The following is a 19,111-nucleotide window of genomic DNA, read 5'->3' as shown; positions in this document are numbered from 1 at the left end:
CGGCTCGAGAAGAGCCGGGATACGCGTCCCGTTGGCGCTTGTTGCGCCGACGATCAAATCTAGCGGAAATCGTTGCCCGATAGCAACCTGGCGCGGCCCGCGGGCGAGGCAGTCCGCTGTGCTGTTCCACACCCCGCCCTGCCCTGTGCCCCACGCCGCTCCGGGCGCGGGGCAGGGGCGTCAACCCGCGTCGACGACCCCCGTGGAAACAGCTCGGCGGCGGCGCTTGGGGCGCTCTTGCGCTGCGGGGGCGGGCAGGGTGATCTCCTCGGGCGTCATTGTGGCCGCAGCGGGCGCGGGCTCGGCCACCCTCTCGGGCAGTTCCAGTACGGGGGCCGCCTCCGGTTCGACCGATCCTGCGCTGGCTGCGCGGCGGCGCCTGGGCTTGGCCGCTGCCGCGGACCCGGCTGCCGCAGGGGCCGCAGCCTCGCTGGAGGGGGCGGCGCTGCGCTGGGATCCGTCCTCGGCGCCCGAGTCCGCCCCGGGCGCCGGATCGGCCGGGAGGCCGGAGGCCGGAACCTGTTCGGGGGCGGTGGCCTTCTTCCGGCGCGCTGCCTTCGCCCTGCCGCCCCGTGGGGCGGGATCCGCGGAAGCGGCCTCTTCGGAGGGGGCGGCGGAGTCCCGGGCAGGAGCAGGATCGACGGAAGCGGCCTCCTGGGAGGGGGCGGTGGCGGCGGCCCTCTTCCGACGCGCCCTGCCTGTGCCCTTGGGCGCGCCGTCCGCCGCCCCGGCTCCCCGGTCGTCGCCACTGCCCTCAGCGCCCTCGGCGGGGGCCTCGTCCTTGCGCGTGGCCGCGGCGATGGCGCTCAACGCCTCCTTGGCGCGCTCGTGGTCGGCAGGCGGCTCGCCGCCGGTCCGGCGCCCCTCGGTGTTCTTCTTGGAGCGCTTGGATCCCTTGCCGTTCTTGTCGGAGGCGCCCGGGTGCTCGACGGGATGGGAGTGGACGATGAAGCCGCGGCCCTCGCAGGCGTCGCACTGGGTGGAGAACGCCTCGACGAGCCCCTCCCCTACGCGCTTGCGCGTCATCTGGACCAGGCCGAGCGACGTGATCTCCGTTACCTGGTGCCGAGTGCGGTCGCGCCCCAGGCACTCGACGAGGCGGCGCAGCACCAGGTCCCGGTTCGACTCCAGCACCATGTCCACGAAGTCGATGATGACGATCCCGCCAATGTCGCGCAGGCGCAGCTGCCGGACGATCTCCTCGGCTGCCTCGAGGTTGTTGCGGGTGACCGTCTCCTCCAGCGTCCCCCCGGCGCCGATGTACTTGCCGGTGTTGACGTCGATGACCGTCATCGCCTCGGTGCGGTCGATGATGAGGGTCCCTCCGCTGGGCAGCCAGACCTTGCGGTCCATGCCCTTGGCCAGCTGCTCGTCGATGCGGTGGGCGTGGAAGACGTCCTCCTTGCCCACCCATTGCTCCACGCGGTCCGACAGCTCGGGACTGAGCTCGTCGACGTACTCCTTGACGGTGGCGTAGGTCCCCCGGCCCTGGACGACCAGGCTCGTGAAGTCCTCGTTGAAGATATCGCGCACGACTCGCACGGCGAGCTCGGGCTCCCCGCGCATCAGGGCGGGCGCGCTGCGGGTGGACTTCTGCTTGGCGCGCACGTCCTCCCACTGCTTCGTCAGGCGGTCCACGTCCGCGCGGATCTGTTCCTCGGAGGCGCCCTCGGCGGCGGTGCGCACGATGACGCCCGAACCGGAGGGAACGACCTGCTTGAGGATCTTCTTGAGGCGGGCGCGCTCCTTGTCGGGCAGCTTGCGCGAGATCCCCATCATCGAGCCGTTGGGAATGAGCACCAGGTAACGGCCCGCCAGCGTGATCTGACTGGTCAGGCGCGCCCCCTTGTGCCCGATGGGGTCCTTCGTGACCTGCACGAGCACTGAGTCGCCGGACTTGAGGGCCGATTCGATGCGCCGGGGCTTGCCATCGAGGCCGACGGCGTCCCAATTGACCTCGCCGGCGTACAGGACGGCGTTGCGCCCGCGCCCAATATCCACGAAGGCGGCCTCCATCGAGGGCAGGACGTTCTGGACGCGCCCCAGGTAGATGTTGCCAACAACCGATTTGGAGGTGCGGCGCGCGACGTAGTGCTCGACGAGGAGGTCGTCCTCAAGGATGGCGATCTGGTCGAGGCCCTCGTGGTCGCGAATGACCATGGCGCGTTTGACCGACTCGCGGCGGGCGAGGAACTCCGATTCGGTGATCGAGTGGCGCCTGCGGCCCTCTCGGCGCCCCTCCCGGCGCCGCTGCTTCTTCGCCTCCAGGCGCGTCGAGCCCTTGAGGGCCTTCACCTGGTCGGACAGGTCGCCGCCGGCTTCCGCCTCGGCGGAGGAGCGGGGGCGCCGCCGGCGGCGCCGGCGCCCGCCGTCCCCGTCCGCCTCCGGGGCCCCCTGGTCCTGGGTGTCGGGGGCGGGCTCCTCCTTCTTCGCGCGCCTGCGGCGCTTGGGGGCGGTCGCCTCGCCACCCTCCTGCGGGCCAGCACCCTCCCCATCGGCGGGCGGGGCGTCCCCCGAGGAATTCTTGCGGGTCCGGCGCTTCTTCGGCGGCGCGTCGGCCGCCCCGTCGTCGGCGGGGGCGCCCTTGGCGTCCGGTCCTGCGACGTCCTCGCGGGCGGCCCGGCTGGAGCGCTTCCTGCGGGGGGAAGCCTCCTTGGGCTCGTCGCCGGCGTCCGCGCTGCGGCGCGAGGGGGCGTCGCCGGGGCCGGCCGCCCCCGCGGGCTCCTGGAAGACGGGGGCCTGGAAGAGCAGGGATGCCGCCGGCGCGACGGGCGCGGGGGAATCAAGTTCGGGGGTCACGGTTCTCCAATTGTCGGGCGGCACCCCGTGCCAGGACCCGTCCTTCCTCAATCGCCCGCTGGGGGCGGAAACCTAGTGGGGCCGCGAACGCGGCACGGCCGGAGGCGCGTGTGCGCGCCGCGTCGGCACTCGTTGTGGGGGCACGCCCACAACGCCCATTCGCAGTCATTGTCTCACAGGAGTCAAGCCCCCCGGCACGGCGGCCCCGGGCGCGCCCGGGGCCGTCCAGGCGGGCCGGGCGCCGCGCCGGCGCCCCGGGAACGGCGGGGGCACCGCCTCCCCAGGAGCAGTTCCGCGCGAGCGCACACGCGCAAATGACACGGAGTAGTGCGGGAAACCCCGCCCCGCCCGCAATCAGCACGCGCATCCACGTCGTTTGCGCTACATTATCTACAAACCCGTGACGAAGGTCCCAGACCTTCGGCACGGCCTATCCCTATTCACCCACATGTAAGAAGGCACACATGACCCTCGCGCAAACGGCGCTAGATGCGGTCACGATCGGGCGCTGGCAGTTCGCCATCACCACCGTCTACCACTTCGTCCTGGTCCCCCTGACCATCGGCCTGTCCCTGCTGGTCGCCATCATGCAGACCGTCTGGCACCGCACCGGCAAGGAGCACTGGCTCAGCGCCACCCGTTTCTTCGGCAAGCTCCTCCTCATCAACTTCGCCCTCGGAGTCGCCACCGGCATCGTCCAGGAGTTCCAGTTCGGGATGAACTGGTCGGAGTACTCCCGTTTCGTCGGGGATATCTTCGGCGCCCCCCTGGCGGTCGAGGCCCTCCTCGCGTTCTTCCTGGAATCCACCTTCCTGGGCCTGTGGATCTTCGGGTGGGGCCGCTTGTCCAAGCGCGCCCACCTTGCGTCCATCTGGTGCGTCGCCCTGGGGACGATGTTCTCCGCGGCCTGGATCCTGGCCGCCAACGCGTGGATGCAGCACCCCGTCGGAGCCCGCTTCAACCCGGCGACCGGGCGCGCCGAGCTCGACGGGGCCTCAGGGTTCCTCGAGCTCATCACATCGGGCGTCTACCTCAGCGAGTACGCCCACGTCATCACCTCCGCGTGGCTGGTCGCCGGATCTTTCGTCGCGGGCATCTCCATCTGGTGGATGGTGCGCTCCTCGCGCGAGGGCTCCCAGCAGGCCGCCGAACACGCGCGCAGCGTCTGGCGGCCCATTGCCCGCTTCGGCATGGCCGTGATCCTCGTCGGCGGCCTGGGCACCGCGGCCTCGGGCCACATCCAGGGCCAGGAGTTGGTCGAGGTCCAGCCCATGAAGATGGCCGCCGCAGAGGGCATCTGCGTCGACACGGAAGGCGCGGCCTTCACCGTCGCGCAGTTCGGCTCATGCCCCCTGGGCGACGACTCCCAGCCCCTCCAAATCGTCCGCGTCCCCGGGGTCGCCTCGTTCATGTCGCACAACTCCTTCACCGCCACATCCGAGGGCGTCGCCGACATCCAGGACCGCATGGTCGCCCTGCTCAACGCCGACCCCAACTTCACGGCGAAGTACGGGGACGCCTCGGCCTACGACTTCCGGCCCCCGCAGATGGCGGTGTTCTGGTCCTTCCGCCTCATGATCGGACTGGGAATGGCCGCCTTCGTGCTGGCGGCGTGGGGCCTGTGGGCAACGAGGCGGGGGCGGGCGCCCGGATCCGTGTGGCTCTCGCGGCTCGCCCTGGCCAACATCCCCCTGCCCTTCGTCGCCGCGTCCTTCGGGTGGATCTTCACCGAGATGGGCCGCCAGCCGTGGGTGGTGGCCCCCAACCTGGGCGCCCTTTCCAGCGGATCCCCGCTCGGCTCGGTGGCGCTCATGACCCAGATGGGCGTCTCCCCCAACGTCCCGGCGTGGCAGACGCTCATCACCCTAATCCTCTTCACCGTCCTCTACGGCGTGCTCGGCGTCATCTGGTACCTCCTCATGAAGCGCTACGCCCTGGAGGGCATCCGCACGGCGCCCACGAGGGCCACGGCCGCCGGCGCCGAATCCGCAGCCGACCTCGCCTTCGGGTACTGAGGGCTTAGGAGCACCCCATGACACTGTCAATCCTGTGGTTCGTCCTCATCGCCGTCCTGTGGACGGTCTACCTCATCGTCGAGGGCTTCGACTTCGGCGTCGGCATGCTGCTGCCCTTCGTGGCCAAGGGCGACCGCGAGCGCACCCAGACCGTGCGCACGATCGGCCCCCACTGGGACGGGAACGAGGTGTGGCTGCTCACCGCGGGCGGCGCCACCTTCGCCGCCTTCCCGGAGTGGTACGCCACGATGTTCTCCGGCATGTACCTGGCTCTCTTCCTCGTCCTCGTGTGCCTCATCGTGCGCGTCGTGGCCCTGGAATGGCGCTCGAAGATCGCCACCGAGCAGTGGCGGCGCACCTGGGACTGGATCCACGTGGCCTCCGCGTGGCTGGTGCCCCTGCTGCTGGGCGTCGCCTTCGCGAACTTCGTGCAGGGCATGATGATCGAAGTCGTCGACCAGCGCTCCGGGATGGTCGTGGACCCCACGGCCGTCGCCTCGTCGCTGGCCACCGCCACCCACCAGCTCACCGGGGGGTTCTTCTCGCTGCTCACGCCGTACACGGTCCTGGGCGGCGCGGTCCTGGTGTCCGTGTGCCTCGCTCACGGCTCCCAGTTCCTCGCCCTGAAGACCGAGGGCGAGGTGCGCGAGCGCGCCAACGCCATCGCCGCCCCGGCCACCATCGGGGCGACCGCCCTGGCGGTCGTGTGGATGATGTGGGGGCAGTTCGCGTTCACCACGAACGTGCTCGGGTGGTTCCCGCTGGTGGTCGCCGCCCTGGCGGTCATTGTCTCCACGGTCCTCAGCCAGCAGACGCTGCGCCACGAGGGGCGCTCCTTCGCGGCCTCCTGCGTGGCCATCGCCGCCACGGTGGCGTGGGTGTTCGCCGCCATGGCGCCCGCCGTGCAGAAGTCGTCGATCAACCCCGCGTACTCGCTCACCATCGACCAGGCGTCGTCCACGCACGCGACGCTGACCGTGATGACGGTCGTCGCCGCATGCCTGGTGCCCGTCGTGGCCGCTTACGTGGCCTGGTCGTACTGGGTGTTCCGCTCGCGCGTGGGGCCGGGCGACGTCGATACGAGGACGGGCCTGCCCCTGGGGAGGATCCGCTTGGGCGAGAACTTCCTGGCGGGCTGAACCCGCCTGGCCGCCCCGCGCCGGTGGGCGGGGCGGCCACCGGGCACCCCGACGGGGCCACGGCCCCGAAGACGACGCAGATGAGGAGTTCAACGACTGTGCGCCCCCTCGACCCCAGACTGCTCCGCTACGCGCGCTCGGTGCGCCCCCACATCGCGCTCACCGTGGCGCTGGGGACCCTGACCGCGCTGCTGGTCATTGCGCAGGCGCTGCTGGTCTCAGCGGCCGTGTCCCCCGTCATCGCGGGGCAGTCCGGGCCCTCCGGCGCGGTGTGGCCCCTGGTCGGTGTCGCCGCCGTGGCCGCCGCCCGCGCCGGAGTCGTCTGGTTGCGGGAGGCCACCGGCCACCGCGCCGCGGCACTCGCCATACGGCAGCTGAGGGCGCGCGTCCTGGACGCCGCGCTCGAGCTCGGTCCCCGGTGGAGGGCCACCCGCTCCTCGCAGACCACCACCCTGGTCACCCGAGGGCTCGACGACCTGGTCCCCTACTTCGTGAAGTTCCTCCCCCAGTTGTTCCTCGTCGTGACCGTCACCCCCGCGGCCCTGGGGACCATGCTCCTCCTGGACGCGTGGTCCGCGCTCATCGCCGTCGTGGTCGTCCCGCTGATCCCCGTGTTCATGGTCCTCATCGGGCGGTTCACGCAGTCCGCGTCGCGCGACAAGCTCGAGTCGATGAAGCGCCTGGGCGCCCAGTTGCTCGACCTCATGGCCGGCCTTCCCACGCTCAGGGGGCTCGGGCGCCAGGACTCCCCCCGCGAGCACCTGCGCCGCCTCGGGGCGTCCAACACGGAGGCCACCATGGGGACGCTGCGGGTCGCTTTCCTGTCCGGGGCCGTCTTGGAGTTCCTCACCACCCTCTCCGTGGCGCTGGTCGCCGTGGAGGTCGGCATGCGCCTCGTCTACGGCGGTATCGACCTGTTCCGGGGGCTGGCGGTCATCATGCTGGCGCCCGAGGTCTTCGAGCCCCTGCGCCAAGTGGGGGCGCAGTTCCACGCCTCCGCGAACGGCGTGGCCGCCGCTGAGGCCGCCTTCGCCGTCATCGAGGCCGAGCCCCCGCGCCCGCGCGGCACCCGCACCGCTCCCCCGGCCGGCGCGCACCCGATCCGTTTCGAGGGCGTCAGCGTCAAGGCCCGCGGCGCTTGGGCGCCCGCCTCGTTGACCGCCACGATCGAGCCGGGGGCTGTGACCGCCCTGGTCGGCCCGTCCGGGGCCGGCAAGTCCACGGCGGTCGCCTGCCTGCTCGGCGAGCTCGCCCCCGCGCGCGGGCGCATTGTCGTGGACGCGCCCGGCGGCCCCGTGGACCTGGCCGACGCGGATCCCGCCTCGTGGTGGGACTCGATCGCGTGGGTCCCCCAGTTCCCCGCGCTGGTGCCCGGCACCCTCTTGGACAACGTGGGCGGCGACGTCCCGGCCACCCGCCTCGAGCGCGCGGCCGCGGCCACTGGCTTCGCCCCCGTCGTCGCAGCCGCGCCCCAAGGCTGGGACACGCCCATCGGCGAGGGCGGCGCGGGGCTGTCCGTCGGACAGCGCCAGCGCCTCGCCCTCACGCGCGCCCTGGCCGGGGACGCCCGCCTGGTCGTTCTCGACGAGCCCACCGCCCACCTCGACGCCGTCAGCGAGGAAGTCGTCGTCCGAGCGATCACCGCCCTGCGGGACGAGGGCCGCACCGTCGTCGTCATCGCCCACCGCACCGCCGTCACCGCCGTGGCCGACCGCGTCATCGACGTGCGCTCCCAGCTCATCGGCGCCACGTCCGACCAGGAGGCGTCCGCATGAGTCCCTTCCTCACCGCCCCCGAGAGGCGCGCCCTGGCCCGGTGCCTGCGCATGCTCGAGGTTCCGCGCGGGCGGCTCGCCCTGTCCGTGCTGCTCGGGTCCGCGGCCCTGGCCTCCTCCATCGCCCTGGGCGCCACGGCCGCGTGGCTGATCGCCCGGGCATCGCAGCAGCCCCCTGTCCTCTACCTCACGGTCGCCGCCACCTCGGTGCGGCTCTTCGGCGTTTCGCGGGCCGTCCTGCGCTACCTCCAGCGCCTCGCCTCCCACCGCGTCGCCCTGGGCGGGATGGACGCCCTGCGCCGCAACCTCTACGACGCCCTCGCCGCCTCGCGCAGCGACCACCTGGCCTCCCTGCGGCGCGGGGACCTCATGGCCCGCACGGGCGCCGACGTCGACGAGGTCGGCAACCTCCTGGTGAGGACAGTGCTCCCCGTGGCGGTGTCCGGAGTCGTCGGCGCGGGCACCGCGGCGGCCATCGCCGTCGTCTCCCCCGCGGCCGGCCTGGTTCTGGCCGTGTGCCTCCTCGTGTCCGGCGTGGTGGCCCCCGCCCTGACCGCGCGCTCCGTGAGGGTCGCCGAGGAGGACTCCGCCTCGGCCCGCAACGACCTGTCCGCCTCGGCGCTCGCCCTCGTGGACGGAGCCACCGAACTGCGGGTCAACGGGCGCGCCGCCCCCGTGCGCCAGGCGCTGGAGGACGCGGAGGACCGGCTGGCCGCTGCGGCCGCCCGCTCCGCCCGCCTCGCCGCCGCGGCTTCCGCCATCGATGCCCTCGCCATCGGCGCCGCGGTCGTCGGCGCGGCCCTCATCGGCACCGCCCAGGCCGCGTCGGGCCACCTGCCCGCCGTCATGCTCGCGGTCCTGGTCCTCACCCCCCTGTCCTCCTTCGAGGGGGTCGCCGAACTGGCCCCCGCCGCAGCCCAACTGGTGCGCAGCGCCGGAGCAGCCCAGAGGATCTGCGAGGTCCTGGGGCCCGAGGCGCCCGCCCCGACCGCACGGGTGCCCGAACCCGGCCCCGGGGGCCCCGTCCTGGAGGCGCGGGACCTCGCAGTCGGATGGCCCGGCGGCCCCGTCGTGGCCGAGGGGATCTCCCTCACCCTGCGCCCGGGGCGGACCCTGGCGGTGGTCGGTCCCTCCGGCATCGGGAAGACCACGCTGCTCATGACCCTGGCGGGGATGCTCGAGCCCAGGGCGGGGACCGTGCGGATCAACGGCGCCGACGCCTGGTCCTCCCCCCGCTCCGACGTCACCCGCAACGTGTGCGCCACCGCCGAGGACGCCCACGTCTTCGCCACCTCGGTCCTGGAGAACCTCAGGGCCGCGAACCCGGCCCTCGCACCCGACGGGGCACTCCGCCTGCTGCAGACCGTCGGCCTGGGCGACTGGGTCGCCGCCCTGCCCGACGGCGTCGACACTCGCATCGGCTCCGGCGCCACTACGGTGTCGGGCGGGGAACGGCGGCGACTGCTCATGGCGCGCGCCCTCGCCTCGCCCGCCCCCCTCATGCTGGTCGACGAGGCCAGCGAGCACCTCGACCCCGACACGGCGGACGCGCTCGTGGACGCCCTGTTCGACCAGGGCGCGGAGCGCGGGACGCTGCTGGTCACCCACCGCCTCGCCGGGGCCGCGCGCGCCGACTCGGTGCTGGTCCTGGGCCCCGGTCCCGGCCCCGCCGCGCGGGTCACCGACCACGCGCCCTATTCTGAGATCATCGCGCGCCGCCCCGACTTGGCGTGGGCGGCCTGGCAGGAGGAAGCATGAGCCCCGACCGCACCGACATGCGGCTGCTGCGCGCCGCCCTGAACCTCACCAAGAGCCTCGACCTGCGCGATGCGCTGCAGAGCTTCGTCACCCAGGCCTGCATGCTCACGGCGTGCCCGCACGGCGCCCTCGCCGTCCTCGACACGTGGGGGGCCACCACCCTCAAGCTCGAGCACCACGACCACGGCCCCTCGCCCTTTGTGCCCGAGGGGCTCGTGCGCGCAATCCCCCCGCACTCCCACCTGCTGGTCAACTCCCCCGAGGACTTCGACGACTTCCCCCTGCCCACGGACACCGCGCCCTTCCTGGGCGTGTCCGTGCTGGTGGACGAGCAGGTCTACGGGCGCCTCTACCTGACGGGCAAACCCGGGGGGTTCGTCGCCTCCGACGCCGCCGTCCTCACGGCCCTGGCCCCCGCTGCGGGCATCGCGGTCGAGAACGCCCACCTCTACGCCGACGCCAGGCGCACCGAGAGGTGGATCAGCGCCTCCCAGTCCTTGACGACCACCATGCTGGAGGGGGCTGACGAGGAGGAGGCGCTCGAACTCATCGCCCGCACCGTGCGCAACGTGTCGCGGGCCGACACAGCGATCATCATGCTCCCCTCCGTCGGGGACACCTGGGCGGCGGAGATCACCGACGGGAAGAACGCCGACAACCTGCTCGGACTCGTGTTCCCGCCCAACGGCCGCGCCATGAGCGTCCTCAACGAGGGCACCGGGATGATCGTGGACTCCATGGCGCGCGCCCAGACGATGCGCTTGCCCCAGCTCGCGGCCTTCGGGCCGGCGCTCTACGCCCCCCTGCGTTCGCGGGGGGTCTCCTCGGGGGTCCTCATCCTGCTGCGCCAGATCGGCGCACCCGAGTTCGACTCCTCCGAGCTCTCCCTCGCGGAGTCCCTGGCCTCGCAGGCCACACTCGCCCTCGAACTCGCCTCCGCGCGCCACGCCGAGGACGTCGCCGCGCTCCTGGACGAGCGCGACCGCATTGGAAGGGACCTCCACGACTTCGCGATCCAGCAGCTCTTCGCCACCGGAATGCGCCTGGACGCCGCGAAACAGGCGGTCTCCTCGGGCGCCGTGGACCCGGCAGCGATCACGAACGTCCTCGACCAGTCACTGGCCTCCATCGACGAGGCCGTGCGCCAGATCCGCGCGATCGTGCACAACCTGCGGGAAAGGGACCAGGCCGTCGGCCTCGTGGAGCGCATCCGGCGCGAGTCGTCGCTGACGCGCGCGGCCCTCGGCTTCGCCCCCTCCTTGCTCATCACCCTCGACTCCGTTGCGATCAACGAGGACGAGGACCAGGAGCTCGCCCTCATCGAGGACTTCGACGGGCGGGTGGACGCCCACCTCGGCGACGACGTCGTCGCCGTCGTGCGCGAGGGCCTGTCCAATATAGCCCGCCACGCCAAGGCCACGGCCGCTGCGGTCAGCGTCGACGTCTCCGGGCGCGCGTGCAGGGGCTCCGTCACCGTGTCCATCGCCGACGACGGCCAGGGCATAGCCCCGGACCGCACCCGCAGCTCCGGTCTGGCGAATATGGGGGAAAGGGCGCGGCGCCACCGCGGTTCCTTCTCCACGGGATCCGGTATCGGCGGACGCGGCACGGCGATCACCTGGAGGGCGCCACTGGCCCAGCACCAGTGAGGGTGCCAGCGCCCGCTGTCCGCACGGCTCCGCCCGCCGCGCCCTCCCCATTCCGGCGCGCACGGTCGCGGGGCGCCCCCTGAGGAACGCCCTGCGCCGCTGACGAGTGGTCGCTAGCCGATCCACGCCCCGTTGGGGGCGAAGTTGTGCCAACGGCCTCCGATCTGCAGCCAGCCCGTGGCCATGGCGCCGGAATCGGTGAGGTAGTACCAGGTTCCGCCGTCATTGACCCAGCCGGTGGCCATGGCGCCGGAGCCAGTGAGGTAGTACCAGGTTCCGCCCAGGTCGATCCAGCCCGTGGCCATCGCACCGCCGGGGGTCAGGTAGTACCAGTTACCGCCGTCATTGAGCCAACCGGTCTTCATCGCACCAGATGCTGTGAGGTAGTACCAGGCGCCACCGGTGGTGACCCAGCCCGTGGCCATCGCACCGTCGTCGCCCATGTAGTACCACGAGCCCCTGTCATGCACCCATCCGCTCGCCTGGGCGCCGGAGGGGGCGTGGAAGTACCATCTGCCGCCCTCGCTCACCCAGCCCGTGCGCATGTATCCATTGGACCCGAACCGGTAGACTTTGCCGCCGATGGTGAGTGCCATGTCCTTCGGGTAGGACCCGTCGGGCATCGCCCACCACCATCCGGTGCTGTCGCTCATCCAGTGGCCCTTGCTCCAGTCCACCCCGGGATCGGGCGTGGGGCTGGGATCGGGCGTGGGATCGGCGGCCAGGACGAGTTGCACGATGCCCGAACACGCGGACCCGGCCGTGTTCTCAGCGCACAGGCGGTACTGGCCGACCGACTCCTCGTCGGCGTGCAGCGTCAACTCCTCGCCGGTCTCGTCCTCAATATCGCCCCACTCCTCGCTGTCTTTGGAGCGGAACTGCCACTTCAACCCCGGTTCTGGAGTGCCCGTGGTCTTCGCCGTCAGCGTCACCAATGTGGACTTCGGCGCGGTTGCCGTCCTGAAGGCCCCGTCGCCCGACAACTGGACCGCGCCCTCGGGCGTCGAGGTCACCTTGATCGCATCGACCGTGGGGGCGACGGCCTTGACAGGCGCCACTTCCACCTCCGCGAGCGCGAACTCCACGTTGGTCCCGGGCTGGGTGACGCGGATGTACTGCGCCTCGAAGCCCTCGAAGTCCACGACGCTCGGGTAGCCACCCACCCCTTCGACGCGCATGACGCGGGCGTCGGGGTCGGAGGCGATCGAATCAGGGGTCGCCCCGGAGTCGAGCGGCTTCTTGGAGGCGAACACCCAGAAGTCGTGGAGGCGCTTGTCACAGCTGTCCGCGCCGCACTTGTCGTCGGCGGAGCGGTTCCAGACCTTCACCTGGCCGACGGGCTGGCTACTGCCGATATCGACCTGCCACCAGGGGTTGTTCTCCTTGCCGGTGTGCGACACCGAGCCGTTGTCCCACACGCCGTCGGTGTTGCCGTCCACGGCCCGGGATGCCTCGCCGCCCCACCCCGTGGAGCTCTGTGTAGCGGGTTTGTTGAGGGCGAGGTTGTCGGGGCGCGCCGACACAGTCAGCACAGCCTCCTTCGATGTGGCCGATCCGGCCGGGTTCGTCGCGACCGCGTAGTAGGCCGCGCCGTTGTCGTCCATCGTCGCCGTGAAGGAGTAGACGGACTCCGTGGCCCCATTGATCGCGCTGGCCTCGGAGGCGCCCGGAGTGCGGCGGTACCACTGGTAGGTGGCGGCGGGGCGCGAGGTCGCGACCGCCGTCAGGGCAACGCGCTCGCCGTCGCGCGCTTCCACCGACTGCGGGTGTTTCGTGAAGACTGGCGCCGAGCCCTCGAGGGGTTTCTCCGAGGCGGTGAGTGTCACGGACAGCGGGCCCCTCAAGGACATTGAGTCCCCGTAGTACGAGGGGCGGGCGAGCGCCAGCCTCACGGGCACGACCGCGCCCGCGGGCAGTTTCCACCCTTCGCCGACGGGTCCGGCGAGCAGTTGCGCACCGGTCGCCTCAATGGACTTGTCCCCGTAGGTGACCTTGTAGGTCGTCTCCGCATCGAGCTCGCCCTGGAAGGAGAGGGTGGCCTCCTCGTAGGACTTGCCCTCCTTCTCGCTGACGTAGGTGTCGACCGCCGCTGTGCCCCCCTGGGGCCCGCGGCGCAGGTAGAGGCCCGTCTTGTCCAGTGTGGACTTGCCGCCGGCCGGGGACAGGGTGTGTTCGGGCGCGTACTGGGGCGCACTGGCGAAGGAGACCTTGACGACGGGCTGGACCTCGTCGGGGCTGGCGCCACTGAGCGTCACCTTCACGGTGGAGCCCTCCTGGGTGTAGGAGAGCGCCGCACCGGTGCCGTCAACCGTCACTGAGGTGACCGCCGAGCCGACACCCGTCAACGTAAGGGTCTTGCCGTCCTCCCACGAGGCGGGGAACATGAACAGGTCGTTGCCCTTCGTCGTTGTGCGCCCCCAATCCGCAGAGGGGAGCCATGTGGGGCGCGCCCCGGTGATCGCGTCGGGGTGGCGGCCCATCCACTGGCCGACGCCGTCGAGGACCTTCTGGTCGAAGGGATCGAAGGAGCCGTCGCCCTTGGGACCGACGTTGAAGTCGAATTGGCCGTTGGAAGCGACCGAGTTCACGAGGTTGTCCACCGTCCGGTTGACGAGGACCGGCAGGTTCTCCGCGGAGCGGTTCGCGCGGAACGAGGGCGTGCAGTAGCTCCAGCACTGCGGGAAGATCGACAGGATCGACTCCCACGGCTCCATCTTGAAGGTCGTGCCCACCTGGTTGTCACCGCCGACCTCGAAGTCGCCGGCGTTGTTCCACACGCGGGAGTTCACCATCGTGGCGGGCTGCAGCTCGTGGACCCAGGCCGCCATCTGCTGGGACTGCTCGGCGGTGGGGTCTCCCATGTCGAACCAGAGCTCGGCGATGGGGCCGTAGTTGGTGAGGAGCTCGGTGAGTTGGGGTTTGATGACGCTGGTCATCATGAAGTCATCGATCTTGTTGCGGTTCGCGTAGGGCTCAGGCTCCTGGTGCGTCCAGTCGATGATCGAGAAGTAGAAGGCCAGCTTGATGCCGATCTTGCTGCACTCCTGGGACAATTCCTTCATCGGATCGCGTCCGAAGGCCGTCGCTTTGACGACGTTGTAGTCCGTGGTCTTCGTGTCCCACATGGCGAAGCCGTCGTGGTGCTTCGTCGTGATCATCACGTACTTCATACCGGTGTTCTTGGCGGTCTGGCACACGTTGGCGGCGTCCCACTTGTCGGCCGTCATCGTCGCTGCCTGGGCCTTGTAGTCGCTGTCGGGGATCTTCTCCCAGGCTTTGATCTGCTCGGGGTAGCCCATGCGCTGGGGCCGGCCCTGGTACATGCCCTCGTAGGTCGAGTAGACGCCCCAGTGCATGAACAGGCCGAATTGGAGGCTCTGCCAGTCGGCGACCTTCTGGGTCGCGCTGAGTGGGACGGCGAGGGGGATCCCGGTCGCCGTCCCGGCCGCGGTGGCGGCGGACTGCGTACCGGAGTCGGTGGCGGGTGGGGGGTCGGCGAGAGCGGCGTGCCCGAGGCCCGTCAGCGACAGGGCCGCGGCCACGGACACCCCCACAAGGGTGCGCGTGAGTTTCACGTTGTTCCTTTCTTCATGTGGCGGACGACCTCGTCCGTTCCTCAACAATGAGGACACACAGAAGTTACACCATAATGGTTGTGTGCGTTAGTGATTCGGCGGACGATTTTCCCTCCGACCTGCATTGCGGCGGGGCTTGCGCGGCGCGGCGTGAGGAGGCGTGGGAAAGCGGACCGGTCGGTGTTTTGTGCGATTTCCTACTCCGCGCTGCGGGATCCGCCCGCCACTGCACCACTTAGCGCGCCGTTGCACCACTTGGGCCCAAGCGGGCCCTGGTTCTCCCGGTGTGCCGGGGGCCTAAGTGGTGCGGGCAGTGTCCAAGTGGCGCAGGCTTCAGGGCGTGTTGTGCGAGTCGTCCGAGCCGGTGGCCGACGCTGGCCATGCGGGCGGTGGGTTGGCGCCGAACAGCGAACACACCCATCGTGAGCGATGGCTTGGTGCCGGACGACCATACGCCCGTGACGGGTAGTGGGAGCCCTATAGCGCTTGAAGGCGGTTGGAACAGCATTCGACGGCACTGCAGTCCCGGCGGGCAATGGGATCCAAGGCGGGTGGGCGGACACCAGGCGGGGCCTCCGGCCCGCCGACCGGCCACCTGGCCAACTTGGAGGCGCGCCCCTAGTTCCTCCACGCGGCCGCGCGCTGCCCGGCCACCCACGCCGCCACCTGGGTGCGCCTCTGGAGCCCCATCTTTGACAACAGGGAGGTGATGTGGTTCTTCACGGTCTTCTCGGCCACGCCCAGTTTCTCCCCGATCTCCCGGTTCGACAGGCCGTCGCCGATCAAGTCGAGCACCTTGCGCTCCGACGGCGTCAGATCGGCGGTGGGATCCTCGTGGTCGGTGCGGCGGCGCGTGAGGGTGCGCTCGTCCAGCAGGACCCGCCCGTCCGCGACCGCCTTGATGACATCCGTGATCTCCGCTCCGCGCACGGTCTTGAGGACGTAGGCGCGCGCGCCCTTGTCCAGGGACTCGGCCAGCGCCTCGTCGTCGTCGAAGGAGGTCAGCACGATCGGGAGGACCTCGGGGTGCGTCTTGCCCAGGGAGTCCATGATGTCGATCCCCGTGCCGTCAGGCAGCTGCAGGTCCACCAGGATCACGTCGGGGCGCACCAACTCGGCGCGTCGCAGCGCGTCCTGAACGGACCCCGCCTCGGCGACCACCTCCAGGCCGTCAGCGCGATCGACGATCTCAGCGATGCCGCGGCGGACGATCTCATGGTCGTCGACGATCATCACGCGGGTCCGGGTTGCGGAAATGTCACTCACAGGCCAATCCTATCCGGTCGGCGCCCGTGCTTCCCGGCGGCGGTCACTGGGGGTCGAGCGCGCCCATCGCGTTCTGCGCCGCGGCGTTCTCCGCGTGCTTCTTCGACGTGGCGCGCCCGCTGCCCACCGGGCCGTCGATCCCGGCGATGAAAGCGCGCGCGGTGAAGACCCGTCGGTGGTCTGGCCCCTCCCCCTCGACCTCGTAGGACACCTCCCCCAGGCCCTTCCCCTGGGCGTACTCGACCAGTAGCGTCTTCCAGTCCTGGTGGTGCCCGCGCTCCTGGGCGTCCTCCAGCAGGAAGTTCAGGCGCTCCAGGACCACCCGGCGCGCGGCCTGGAGGCCGTGGGTGAGGTAGGTCGCGCCGATGAGGGCTTCGAAGGTGTCGGAGAGGATGGAGTCCTTGTCGCGGCCCCCGTGCAGGGACTCGCCCTTGCCCAGGTACACGTAGTCGCCCAGGCCGATCCTGCGGGCCGCGGACGCCAGCGGCGCCTGCGAGACGGTGGCGGCGCGCATGCGCGACAGGTCTGACTCGGCCACGTCCGGGTAGTCGTGGAACAGTCTCTCAGCGATGACGACTGAGAGGACGGAATCGCCCAGGAACTCCAGGCGCTCGTTGTTGGCGATGCCCCCGGCCTCGTTCGCGTAGGAGCGGTGGACGAGGGCCAGGGACAGCAGGGCGTCGTCAATGGGGGCGCCCCAGGCCTCCACGAGCGAGGAAGTGTCCGTGCGGGGCGGGACCGGGAGCCGTTTCGCGCGGGCCATCACCGCTGCCCGTCCTTCTCCCCGAGCAGCGCGGCCAGGGGCGCCAGGCGCGGATCGACCTGGAAGTGGGAGTGGTCCGGGGGCAGCCCGTCCCACTTCTGGCCGCACACGTCGCACAGGCCCCGGCAGTCGGGACGGCACAGGGGTCGCGCATCCACCAGGGTGACGATGGCGTCGCGCAACTGGGGCTCGATGTCGATGGTGTCGCGCGGCCCGATCTCGTTGAGGGCGTCCGCGCCGGGCCCGCCGTCCGCCTCCGCTGCGGCCGTGCTCCCGGGCTCGACGTACACCTCGGCGCTGGACACCTCGTGGTGGACCCGCACCGGGTCCAGGCACCTCACGCACTCGCCGACCAGGTCCACGGCGGTGGTCAGGCGCACCAGTACGCCGTCGTCGATGGAAGTGAGCTCAACGCCGATGGGGATGGGCGTACCCTCCTCAACGCCCATCGACGGAGTCCCCAGGTCGGCGGGCGCGGCCCATTCAACGCTGCGGGCGCGGACCGAGCCCGCAGCCCGGGGAAGGTCGGCCAGGGACAGGACCAGGGGCGAGTCAGTCATGGAGTTCCACATCCGTCACGTCCACGCCGCGCCGCTCTGCGATGGTGCGCCTGCCCGCGTCGGTGCGCCGCTGAAGGTCGGAGATCAGCCCGGCGAGCTCTCCCAGCGACTGGGCGACGTAGTCGTCGGCCCCCTCGCGCAGGTTCGCCTCCTCGCGACGGGCGTCGGCAACGATCTCGCGGGCGCGGTCCTCCGCCATGCGCACGATGTTCTCCGTGGACACGAGGCGGTCGGCCTGGGCCTGGGCGTCGGCCAGGGCGGCCTCGGCGTCGGCGCGCGCCTGGGCGAGGGTCGCCTCGGCCTCGGCGTCGGCGCGGCTCGTGGTGCGCTCGGCCTCCTCGCGGGCGGAGCTGACGATCTGGTCGGCCTTCGTGTTGGCGGCCTCCAGGGTGGACGACGCGCGCGTATTGGCCTCGGCGATCGCCTGCTCGGCGGCCGAGTCGGCGCGCACCAGGACAGCGTCGGCATCGGCGACCACGGCGTCGGCGGCGACGAGGTCCTCGGGCAGGGCCTCGCGCGCCTGGTCGAGCAGGTCGAGGATCTCCGCCTTGTTCACCATGATCGAGGCGGACAGGGGGATCGACCGCGCGGTTTCGACGAGGTCCTCGATCTGGTCGAGGGCGGCGATGACGGTGGAGGGCCCGTAGACGCTCTGCCCGTCCCAGCCCTGCTCGTTGGCGTTCGCGTCGTGGTCCTGCGACATGTTTACCTCCGTGGTGCCTCAGCTTCCGCCTCTATTGTCTGTCATGAAACGGCTGATCGCGGGAGGAACATACCGGTGGGCGTCCTTTCCCAGGCGGAACAGCTCGCGCACGGCGCTCGACGAGACGTGCGACAGGGCGGGGCGCGTGGGGATCCACCACGTGTCGATCCCCCCGGCCTCCAGGTTGAACGCGGCCTGGACGGCCTCGTGGGCGGCGTCGTCAGCCCCGCGGACTCCCTTGACGATCAGTGCGGCGCCCAGGCCGCGCGCGGCGTCCATTGTGGCGCCCTGGAGGGCGACGACGCGGACGTTGCCCAGGTGCGCCAGGGCGTCCGAAGCCATCGCGACCCTCTGCTCGACGGTGAACATGGGGTTCTTCGCGGGATTCGCGCCCACGCCGACCACGAGCTCGCCCACCTGCGCGGCCGCGCGCTCGGCGATGTCGAGGTGGCCGATGGTGAAAGGGTCGAAGGAGCCGGGGAAGAGCGCGCGGATCATCGGCTCCCCCCTTCGCCGGGGTCTCCGGGGGCGGGCGGGGCGGCGAAGTGGGCGGCAGTCTCCCCCCACGCGCGGGTGTCCTCGAGCACCAGGAAGGACGGGAGGGAGGGCGCGGGCGCCCGCTTGGGGCGCTCGACGACGACGACGCAGTCCGGAGCGATCCAGGGCCCCAGGAGCGCGAGGACTGCGGCCACTTCGGACTCGGGGGCGCTGTACGGCGGATCGATGAGGACCAGGCCCGCCTCCCCGCTCAACTCGGGGCCGCTCCTCGCGCCCAGGTAGGCGCGGGCGTCCGCGGTGTGGACGGTGGCGGGCAGGGAGCAGACGGAGGCGTTGCGCGCGGCCAGGCGGGCCGCTGCGGCGGACTTCTCAACCAAGTCGGCGCTGGCCGCGCCCCGCGACAACGCCTCGAGGGCGAGGGCGCCTGTGCCGGCGTAGAGGTCGAGCACATGGGCCCCGTCGAGGGCGCCCCAGTGGTCGAGCCGGGAGAAGAGGGCCTCGCGCACCCGCTCCGAGGTGGGCCGCGTCCCTTTTGCGGGCACTGCGAGGAGGCACCCCTTGGCTCTGCCTGCGACGATCCGAGTCATGCCCCAAGCCTAACCGCTGCGGGGC

At 71.3% G+C, this 19,111-nt stretch carries 13 protein-coding genes; 5 read left to right on the top strand and 8 right to left on the bottom strand.

The genetic code is table 11. The features are described from left to right. Nucleotides 1-180 precede the first annotated feature (180 nt). Nucleotides 181-2,799 carry a ribonuclease E/G gene (locus tag G447_RS0106875; protein ID WP_131295709.1) on the bottom strand — a complete coding sequence of 873 codons (2,619 nt, stop codon included), beginning with the start codon at nt 2,797-2,799 and terminating at the stop codon, nt 181-183. A gap of 464 nt (nt 2,800-3,263) precedes the next feature. Here G447_RS0106875 and G447_RS0106870 point away from each other — a divergent pair, with 464 nt between their 5' ends. From G447_RS0106870 to G447_RS0106850, 5 genes are all read left to right on the top strand, one after another. Further along, entirely contained in the window at nt 3,264-4,814 is a 1,551-nt protein-coding gene (locus G447_RS0106870) for a cytochrome ubiquinol oxidase subunit I (RefSeq protein WP_026430522.1), read from the top strand. 17 nt (nt 4,815-4,831) lie between these two features. Next, nucleotides 4,832-5,953 carry a cytochrome d ubiquinol oxidase subunit II gene (gene cydB, locus G447_RS0106865; RefSeq protein WP_005867505.1) on the top strand — a complete coding sequence of 374 codons (1,122 nt, stop codon included), beginning with the start codon at nt 4,832-4,834 and terminating at the stop codon, nt 5,951-5,953. Nucleotides 5,954-6,033: 80 nt separating this feature from the next. Then, nucleotides 6,034-7,728 (top strand): thiol reductant ABC exporter subunit CydD, encoded by a 1,695-nt coding sequence (cydD, locus tag G447_RS0106860; protein ID WP_243442330.1) that lies wholly within the window; start codon nt 6,034-6,036, stop codon nt 7,726-7,728. After that, nucleotides 7,725-9,485: a thiol reductant ABC exporter subunit CydC gene (gene cydC / locus G447_RS0106855; RefSeq protein ID WP_026430520.1), complete on the top strand. Its 1,761-nt coding sequence runs from the start codon at nt 7,725-7,727 to the stop codon at nt 9,483-9,485. Before cydD ends, cydC begins: the two co-directional genes overlap by 4 nt. Continuing rightward, nucleotides 9,482-11,134 carry a sensor histidine kinase gene (locus G447_RS0106850; RefSeq protein ID WP_005870661.1) on the top strand — a complete coding sequence of 551 codons (1,653 nt, stop codon included), beginning with the start codon at nt 9,482-9,484 and terminating at the stop codon, nt 11,132-11,134. Before cydC ends, G447_RS0106850 begins: the two co-directional genes overlap by 4 nt. Nucleotides 11,135-11,247: 113 nt before the next feature. Here G447_RS0106850 and G447_RS0106845 read toward each other — a convergent pair whose 3' ends face one another. From G447_RS0106845 to G447_RS11235, 7 genes are all read right to left on the bottom strand, one after another. After that, nucleotides 11,248-14,709 (bottom strand): alpha-L-fucosidase, encoded by a 3,462-nt coding sequence (locus tag G447_RS0106845; RefSeq protein ID WP_026430519.1) that lies wholly within the window; start codon nt 14,707-14,709, stop codon nt 11,248-11,250. 618 nt (nt 14,710-15,327) lie between these two features. After that, nucleotides 15,328-15,942, bottom strand: coding sequence for a response regulator (locus G447_RS0106840; protein WP_005870663.1), 615 nt, complete (start codon nt 15,940-15,942; stop codon nt 15,328-15,330). Between the two features lie 76 nt (nt 15,943-16,018). Continuing rightward, nucleotides 16,019-16,738: a ribonuclease III gene (gene rnc / locus G447_RS0106835; RefSeq protein ID WP_026430517.1), complete on the bottom strand. Its 720-nt coding sequence runs from the start codon at nt 16,736-16,738 to the stop codon at nt 16,019-16,021. Next, the gene (locus G447_RS0106830; protein WP_026430516.1) at nt 16,738-17,298 is read right to left on the bottom strand and encodes a YceD family protein; all 561 of its coding nucleotides are present in this window, start codon (nt 17,296-17,298) and stop codon (nt 16,738-16,740) included. Before G447_RS0106830 ends, rnc begins: the two co-directional genes overlap by 1 nt. Continuing rightward, nucleotides 17,291-18,001 carry a hypothetical protein gene (locus tag G447_RS0106825; protein WP_005870668.1) on the bottom strand — a complete coding sequence of 237 codons (711 nt, stop codon included), beginning with the start codon at nt 17,999-18,001 and terminating at the stop codon, nt 17,291-17,293. Before G447_RS0106825 ends, G447_RS0106830 begins: the two co-directional genes overlap by 8 nt. 18 nt (nt 18,002-18,019) lie before the next feature. After that, nucleotides 18,020-18,499 carry a pantetheine-phosphate adenylyltransferase gene (gene coaD, locus G447_RS0106820; RefSeq protein WP_005870664.1) on the bottom strand — a complete coding sequence of 160 codons (480 nt, stop codon included), beginning with the start codon at nt 18,497-18,499 and terminating at the stop codon, nt 18,020-18,022. Next, nucleotides 18,496-19,086, bottom strand: coding sequence for an RsmD family RNA methyltransferase (locus G447_RS11235; protein WP_034476614.1), 591 nt, complete (start codon nt 19,084-19,086; stop codon nt 18,496-18,498). Before G447_RS11235 ends, coaD begins: the two co-directional genes overlap by 4 nt. Nucleotides 19,087-19,111 lie beyond the last annotated feature (25 nt).

Origin of the sequence: Schaalia georgiae DSM 6843 (assembly GCF_000429245.1) — a bacterium.
Taxonomy (GTDB): Bacteria; Actinomycetota; Actinomycetes; order Actinomycetales; family Actinomycetaceae; genus Pauljensenia; species Pauljensenia georgiae.
This window is presented reverse-complemented; position numbering and strand designations above follow the sequence as displayed.